This window comes from Phaeocystidibacter luteus (assembly GCF_008933115.1).
Classification (GTDB): domain Bacteria; phylum Bacteroidota; class Bacteroidia; order Flavobacteriales; family Schleiferiaceae; genus Phaeocystidibacter; species Phaeocystidibacter luteus.
In genome coordinates, this window is the sequence record NZ_WBVO01000015.1 from 69,063 (window position 1) to 75,688 (window position 6,626).

Below are 6,626 nucleotides of genomic sequence, written 5' to 3' on the forward strand. Positions count from 1 at the left end.
CCATTGAATATTCGAATAGCCGTCATTCTTCTACTTTCAGTTTTCTTCATTTCATGCGATCCTGTGGAAACGGGTGTACGAAAGGAGAAGCCAGAGAATCTCATTCCCAAGAAGAAGATGACTCAGATGCTACTCGATGTACATCTCATTGAGGGCGTGCGCTCAGGCGTTCGGGTATTGGGAGATACCGTTTCTGTCGATACCTATTACAAGAGTTTCTACGAAAAGTACAACGTCACTCAAGCGCAGTACGATTCCTCATTTCGTTACTACAGCCACTACCCGCGTGAGATGATGGAGATGTATTCGGTCGTAATCGACAGCCTAAATCTTCGCGATATCCAAGTAGTGGAGCAGGTGCGTCAATACGATGCCGGAAAGCTCGAGGATGCCAATCGAAAGCTGGATTCACTCCAGGGCAATTAATTACTCTACCGTTACGAGGAAGTAGTTCTTCTTGCCGCGCTGCACGAGGATGTATCGCTCGTTGAGCAAGTCGTTTGCCGAAATCTCATGTTCTAGCGTCACCTTCGTTTTGTTAATGGCGATGCCGTTGGCTTGTGTCATCTTTCTCGCCTCACCTTTAGAAGGCATGATGTTCGTTTTCTCAGCCAAGAACTCGACAATATTGATTCCGGATTCTACATCACTCTTGGATACACTGTGCTGTGGCACTCCTTCAAAGACTTGAAGCAGCGTGCGGTTGTCTAGTGTGCGAAGCTCTTCTTCTGTGGCACGGCCAAACAAAATTTGACTAGCTCGAATGGCATTCTCTAGATCCTCTTTGCTATGCACTCTTTCCGTGATTTCTTCGGCAAGCGCGTTTTGAAGAATACGCGTGTGTGGCGCCTTTTCGTGCTCAGCTTCAAGAGCTTCAATTTCTTCTTGGCCTTTTACGCTGAAGATTCGGATGTAATTGCTCACATCAGCATCCGCGGCGTTTAGCCAGAACTGGTAAAATTGGTATGGCGAAGTTTTTTCTGGGTCGAGCCAAATGTTTCCACTTTCGCTCTTGCCAAACTTAGTTCCGTCTGCTTTCTTGATGAGTGGCGTGGTAAGCGCAAATGCCTCGCCACCGCCCATGCGGCGAATGAGCTCAGTTCCGGTTGTAATATTTCCCCATTGATCCGAACCACCCATCTGTAGTTTCAAACCTTCGTTCTTCCAAAGGTGAAAGAAGTCGTAGCCTTGAATGAGTTGGTAGCTGAATTCGGTAAATGAAATTCCGGTTTCCATTCTCGACTTCACACTGTCCTTAGCCAACATGTAGTTAACCGTGATGTGCTTACCCACATCGCGAATGAAGTCCAGGAAATTCCAATCCTTGAACCAGTCGTAGTTGTTCACCATTACAGCCGGATTGTCCTTCCGCTCGAAGTCTAAAAACTTCTCCAACTGCTTCTTCTGGGAATTGAGGTTGTGTTCCAATTGGTCACGGTCGAGCAACGAACGCTCTGCCGACTTGAAGCTGGGATCGCCAACCATGCCCGTGGCTCCACCGATAAGTGCAACGGGTTGATGTCCGCATCTCTGGAAGTGAGTAAGCGTCATTACCTGCACCAAGTTGCCTACACCAAGTGAATCTGCAGTTGGGTCGAAGCCGATATAACCACGCACCATTTCAGAGTTTAGCAACTCTTCGGTACCTGGCATGGCATCGTGCAACATTCTTCTCCAACGAAGTTCTTCAATGAAATTGGTGGGCATAGCTTCCAAGTGAAATTAGCAATGAAGCGCAAAAATAAGGTACTCAGGTCAGAACGCGTAGTTCCTTTTGCCCTTTCGCGTATGCCCATTCATTATTTTCGTGCTATGATATTAGTGACTGGTGGTACCGGACTTGTTGGCTCGCATTTGTTATACCGACTTACCCAAGCCGGAAAGGAGGTTCGAGCGCTTTATCGTTCTGAATCTTCGTTGCAGAATACACGCAAGGTTTTTGGGTATTATATGGAAGACGCCCAATCCGAATTTGAGAAGATAGAGTGGATACAGGCCGATCTTTTTGACATAATTGACCTTCAAGAGGCCATGAAAGATGTTGAAACGGTCTACCACTGTGCTGCCGTAGTGAGTTTTCAGCCTTCCGATAAGGATTTGATGCTACAAGGCAATCCGAAAATGACGGGATTGTTAGTGAATGCCGCACTCGCCGAAGGGGTCAACAGCTTCATACACGTTAGCTCTGTCGCCGCATTAGGCCGAGCGGCTAACGGTGAGTTCACGACTGAAAAAACGGAGTGGAAAGATTCTCCTTTGAATTCGACCTATTCGGAGTCCAAGTATGCCGCCGAACTCGAAGTTTGGCGCGGAATGGAAGAGGGGCTTACTGTAGGCGTGGTAAATCCCACCATTATCCTTGGGCCAGGAAACTGGACCTCTGGCAGCAGTAAGTTCTTCCACACCTTTTATCACGGCTTTAAATTCTATACGGAAGGCCAGACTGGTTTTGTGGACGTGCTTGATGTCGTGGAAGCTATGTTGAGAATTGAAGAGCGGAAAGCATACAACAAACGTTTCTTGGTAGTTGGCGAAAACGTGAAATACAAACAGCTCTTCGACTGGATAACGAGCGAATACGATGTGAAAGCACCAAGTATTCTGCCCCCACGGTGGGTAATGGAGTTGCTATGGCGTGTGGAATGGGTGAGGTCAAAACTGACAAACTCTGCGCCGCTTGTGACGAAAGAAACTGCTCGAACGGCGAGAAACATGAGCGCCTTTAGCAACGAAAGAGCACGCGAAGAATTGGGCATGGAGTTCATGCCTATTTCTGAATCGGTGAAACGAAACTGTCAGCTCTATCTGCAAGACTTGAACGAGCAGTAGAAATAAAAAATCCCACCAATTGGCGGGATTTTTTTTGAGGTTGAAGGATGCTTAATCCTTGGTGATTATCTCGAGGTCGTACGCACCAACTTCGTCGATATTCAAGGTAGTAACCTGAATTTTCCACTTGCCTTTTTCAGGCTGAAGTCCGGTGAGCATTGAGATAGTATAATCGCTGTCGTAATCGTCGTTTCTGAAGGTTTGTCCGGATGGAGAAGTAACCACTAGATAACCGTCGAAACCGTAGGCGCGAAGACGAACGGTGAAGGCTTCGTCGGCCTCAATTTCGCGGGTGTACGTATCGACGTACTCGCCTTTTGGCAAACGCTCATCGCGTGGGTCTAGGCGTCCTTCTGTACGTTCGATGTTAACCTCCTCGGCAACGTCGATAATCAATTGGTATGCGCCAGTAGTTCCGCCTTCGTAGGCTGAGGCCCAAACGGTGTATGTTCCTGGCTCGTCGGCTAGGATCTCGATGTAGCTGTCGCTTCCTTCCATATCATCGTTCACCTCTTCGGTGCCGTATGGAGTTTTGACCACTAAGTAAGCGTCGAATTCTTCAGAATTGAGCCATACGCGAATCATGCGTGGGCTATCTACTTGAACCTGATGAACGTCGTAATATTCTGAGCCTTCTCTTTGTAGATCGGATGATGTGAGGTTTCCGCGGAGCGTATCAGATTGTGCTGATGCTACCACAGAAGCTGAGGCAACAAGACCGAGGGTTAGTAGGTGCTTAAAGTTCATAATGAGCATTTTACAGTTAGATGCAATGGGGTTTACAATGGCCGTGCCAAAATCAAATTGGAAGGAATTTATACATCAAAGATTCCATGTCTTCGGCTAATCTATCATTCTTCCTCTGGAACCATGTGAAGTTTCTACCGAAGTCTTCGGAGGTTTCTTTGGCGCTAGAAGATTCAATCATTTCGGTTTGAGTAATGATGCAGATGAGTGAGCTCGAGCCGCGCATTACAATCAAAATTCGAAAAGGATATTCGTTGTACTCGCTGTTGTGTTGATCGTAATCGCGTAGCACGAATACGTTGTATCCGTTCACAGATTCATTTTCGAAAGGGAACTCCTCGATGACCGGAACAATGAGTCTGCCGGCATTGCCGCGGGTGTTGTTCATGGCATCCATCAAGGCGTTTTCGGGACGAGAACCGGCGTGGAATTCGAAGCTTGACACGTATCCTTCAAGGATTCCTGTTCGGTAATCACCTCTTCGGAAGCCTCCTAGATCGAAAACTTCTTTCACTTCCGTAGTACGGATGATTTCACCGATTTCATTTAGGTCGGAGTCAAACAGTTTTGCACCTGGCTTGAGGGTGCTATCTGCGTTCATATCATCAATATTGAAAACAACGCGCTTGCTGCCCTTGTACCAGAGCGGCTCCTCCATTTCGGTGTAGATGAAAGTGGAATCGACGAGTGAGAAAAGAGCATCGCCTTCTACGGCGTCGGAAAACTCACCATTTCTCTTCATGTATTGAGCGGAAGCTAATGCGCTCGAGAAAAGAAAGATGAATGAAAGGATGGTGTGCTTGTACATAAACCTTGTTGAATTCGAAATGTACGGAAATCGAGGAAGCTGATGGTCAGAAAATGCTTAAAGCACCAACAAATTACAGCCTCGAATATCGCTTTGGTCAAAACGGCCCAGCACTTCAAATGTTGCATCGGGGTAAATCCGACCTAAATCTTGGGTGGCAATAAAGGCGCAACTATCCACATTTGCCAAGTCGATGATATTGATTCCACCGGTTTTTCCATCCCGAACTTTCGAAAGAGGATCAGCTGGGTCGCGAAGCGTAATGCGCATCCACGGAGGGGTGGTATATCTGCCATTTCCCGAGCTGTAAGCCTGACTCATCAACTCGGTCATGCCGTATTCGGAGTGAATCATTTCAACGTGAAAAGCCTCTTTCAAAATGGCGTGTAATTCATCTCTGATTAACTCCTTGCGTCGACCTTTCATTCCGCCTGTTTCCATGATAACTATGGAGTTGGAGAGTGACATCGGGTGTTCTTCTGCCAGATCAAGCAGCGCGAAGCTGACGCCAAGGAGTACGGTTGGAATTTCATCCTTTACGGACTTTTCAAGCTGAGTTTTTAGGTCGTCCAAATTGCTGAGGTAGAAACCGCTACCATCAAACTTGCTAGATTGGATAAAGGCATCGGCCATGTCGATTAGCGAAGAACCTTTTCGTTCTAGGTAAGACGGTAATAAACATAGCCATTGGAACTCGGAAGGATCGCCATATTTGTCGCGAAAGGCGGCTTCGAAGACGCGGTGGTACCACGACTTTTCTCGAACGTAATGTCGGCTCGTATTCTGACCTGTTGTACCACTACTGGTGTAGGTCACTTCTGCATCAAAATCACCTGATTTCACCTCGTGATTTTTAAAAGCCTCAATGGGCAGATGAGGGATGTCCTCCCAAGATGAAATTGAGCGTACATCAATAGAAAGGCCTTCGAGGAATCGCTTGTATGGAGCGCAGTGTTCAGCTTGATATTGAAACAGCTCAAGTGCGGCAGAGTTGAAATCTGTCGACTTGAGTAAAAGCGTATCTTTGAATGAAGCGATGTCGATCACAAACGATTTTGGGGGTCGATGCGTTATTGAAAACGATGAGAGCAAAGATAATCGGAATATTAGCGGTAACGGCAAGCCTGTTTTTAACAACGGGCTGCAAGGATGGTCAGGTTTTTCCTGATGAGCCCTATTTGGAATACCGTTCTTATGTACTGGTCGATGCCAATGTCGATCCAGATTTCCCGATTGACCATGCCGCTGTTGATCTTTACTTCACGGATGGTGATGGTGACATTGGAGAAGAGCCGATCCCGACCGGTGACTTCAACTTCTTTGTGAACGTATTTGAACGAAACGATTCTGGTGAGTATGTCTACGCATACGACTGGAACGGCATTTTGGAGGACCTCTCTGACCCTGGGCAACAGAATAAGGTATTGGAAGGCATCATTACCTATCAGGTGGGCTTGTCGAGCATTGACTCTGACTCAGCTTACATTGAATTTGAGTTGATAGATGATGCCGGCAACACCTCAGGCGTAATTCAGAGCGAGCACATTTTTGTGGATTTCTAAGGTCCCCAAGAAGGCAGGGAATTATAGATGCCTATACCCGCCAGAATGATAAGGCCAGTTCCAATGGCAACTGCAATCAAAGTTTCTCGACTGTCTTTCCGGTCTGCTTCATCTTCATTCACTTCCATTCTAGACGTGATGTTGTAGTAGCTATACCTTTTCATAGCCTCTGCATCTCTTGTTAGTGCTACAAACCAGTCGTCGGCAGGAGTTACGTTGTAATAGTTCACCACACATGTGTAGCAGTATCCATTTCGTACTGGATCGTGCTCGAATGTAATCACGGCGGCGTTCGCTCCTCGGGCACAAGCATCTTTTCTAACGCTGTAGATTATTTCGAGTTCGGAGCAATCCACTTCGGGACTTATAATACCTCCCATTGGACCAAGAAGGGGCTGGGTATAGGTTACTTCCTCTATGCCGCCGGAGGGTGTTTCGGCTCCTTCGGGAAGTCTAACAACTGTAACATCACAGGTTGCGTAAAACTCTTCTGAGGTCACACTTCTGTCGTAAGAATCGAGTCCCGTTGTTGCACCACAAGAACTTAGGGCAGCCGCAGCGATAAGAATTGCAAATAGTTTGAGCATACTCATGTTTGAGAGAGGTTTGGTGGGGTAAGGTAGTGAAATGGGATGATGGGGTAATGGACTTATAGACCGATAGACTATTGGACTTTTGGA

8 protein-coding genes are annotated in these 6,626 nt (G+C 46.9%); 3 read left to right on the plus strand and 5 right to left on the minus strand.

Going from position 1 to position 6,626, the window contains the following annotated elements:
- The first annotated feature begins 3 nt into the window (after positions 1 to 3).
- Positions 4 to 426, plus strand: coding sequence for a DUF4296 domain-containing protein (locus F8C67_RS13860; protein ID WP_151668463.1), 423 nt, complete (start codon positions 4 to 6; stop codon positions 424 to 426).
- Here F8C67_RS13860 and tyrS read toward each other — a convergent pair whose 3' ends face one another.
- The gene (gene tyrS / locus F8C67_RS13865; protein ID WP_151668464.1) at positions 427 to 1,707 is read right to left on the minus strand and encodes a tyrosine--tRNA ligase; all 1,281 of its coding nucleotides are present in this window, start codon (positions 1,705 to 1,707) and stop codon (positions 427 to 429) included. It lies immediately after the preceding gene.
- Positions 1,708 to 1,812: 105 nt separating this feature from the next.
- Here tyrS and F8C67_RS13870 point away from each other — a divergent pair, with 105 nt between their 5' ends.
- Positions 1,813 to 2,829, plus strand: a complete 1,017-nt coding sequence (locus F8C67_RS13870; protein ID WP_170266477.1) for an NAD-dependent epimerase/dehydratase family protein — start codon at positions 1,813 to 1,815, stop codon at positions 2,827 to 2,829.
- Between the two features lie 51 nt (positions 2,830 to 2,880).
- Here the strand turns inward: F8C67_RS13870 and F8C67_RS13875 are convergent, their stop codons facing one another.
- Genes F8C67_RS13875 through F8C67_RS13885 form a run of 3 tightly spaced genes read right to left on the minus strand, consistent with a single transcriptional unit; the run spans position 2,881 to position 5,431 of the window.
- Positions 2,881 to 3,576, minus strand: a complete 696-nt coding sequence (locus F8C67_RS13875) for a hypothetical protein (protein WP_151668466.1) — start codon at positions 3,574 to 3,576, stop codon at positions 2,881 to 2,883.
- Between the two features lie 52 nt (positions 3,577 to 3,628).
- Positions 3,629 to 4,384 (minus strand): hypothetical protein, encoded by a 756-nt coding sequence (locus F8C67_RS13880; RefSeq protein ID WP_151668467.1) that lies wholly within the window; start codon positions 4,382 to 4,384, stop codon positions 3,629 to 3,631.
- A gap of 57 nt (positions 4,385 to 4,441) precedes the next feature.
- Complete coding sequence (locus F8C67_RS13885; RefSeq protein ID WP_317132328.1) at positions 4,442 to 5,431, minus strand: LuxE/PaaK family acyltransferase; 990 nt, start codon at positions 5,429 to 5,431, stop codon at positions 4,442 to 4,444.
- A gap of 35 nt (positions 5,432 to 5,466) precedes the next feature.
- On the opposite strand from F8C67_RS13885, the gene F8C67_RS13890 reads away from it, so the two are divergent.
- Positions 5,467 to 5,946, plus strand: a complete 480-nt coding sequence (locus tag F8C67_RS13890; RefSeq protein ID WP_151668468.1) for a hypothetical protein — start codon at positions 5,467 to 5,469, stop codon at positions 5,944 to 5,946.
- On the opposite strand, the gene F8C67_RS13895 is transcribed toward F8C67_RS13890, so the two are convergent.
- A partial coding sequence (locus F8C67_RS13895) for a hypothetical protein (protein WP_223277572.1) occupies positions 5,943 to 6,626 on the minus strand: 684 nt, incomplete at its 5' end. The two genes, F8C67_RS13890 and F8C67_RS13895, sit on opposite strands and share 4 nt — an antisense overlap.

Bases quoted from the DNA above. Each gene is read 5' to 3' on its own strand.
- F8C67_RS13890 (WP_151668468.1), top strand. From the start codon at position 5,467: ATGAGAGCAAAGATAATCGGAATATTAGCGGTAACGGCAAGCCTGTTT.
- tyrS (WP_151668464.1), bottom strand. From the start codon at position 1,707: ATGCCCACCAATTTCATTGAAGAACTTCGTTGGAGAAGAATGTTGCAC.
- F8C67_RS13870 (WP_170266477.1), top strand. From the start codon at position 1,813: ATGATATTAGTGACTGGTGGTACCGGACTTGTTGGCTCGCATTTGTTA.
- F8C67_RS13875 (WP_151668466.1), bottom strand. From the start codon at position 3,576: ATGAACTTTAAGCACCTACTAACCCTCGGTCTTGTTGCCTCAGCTTCT.
- F8C67_RS13880 (WP_151668467.1), bottom strand. From the start codon at position 4,384: ATGTACAAGCACACCATCCTTTCATTCATCTTTCTTTTCTCGAGCGCA.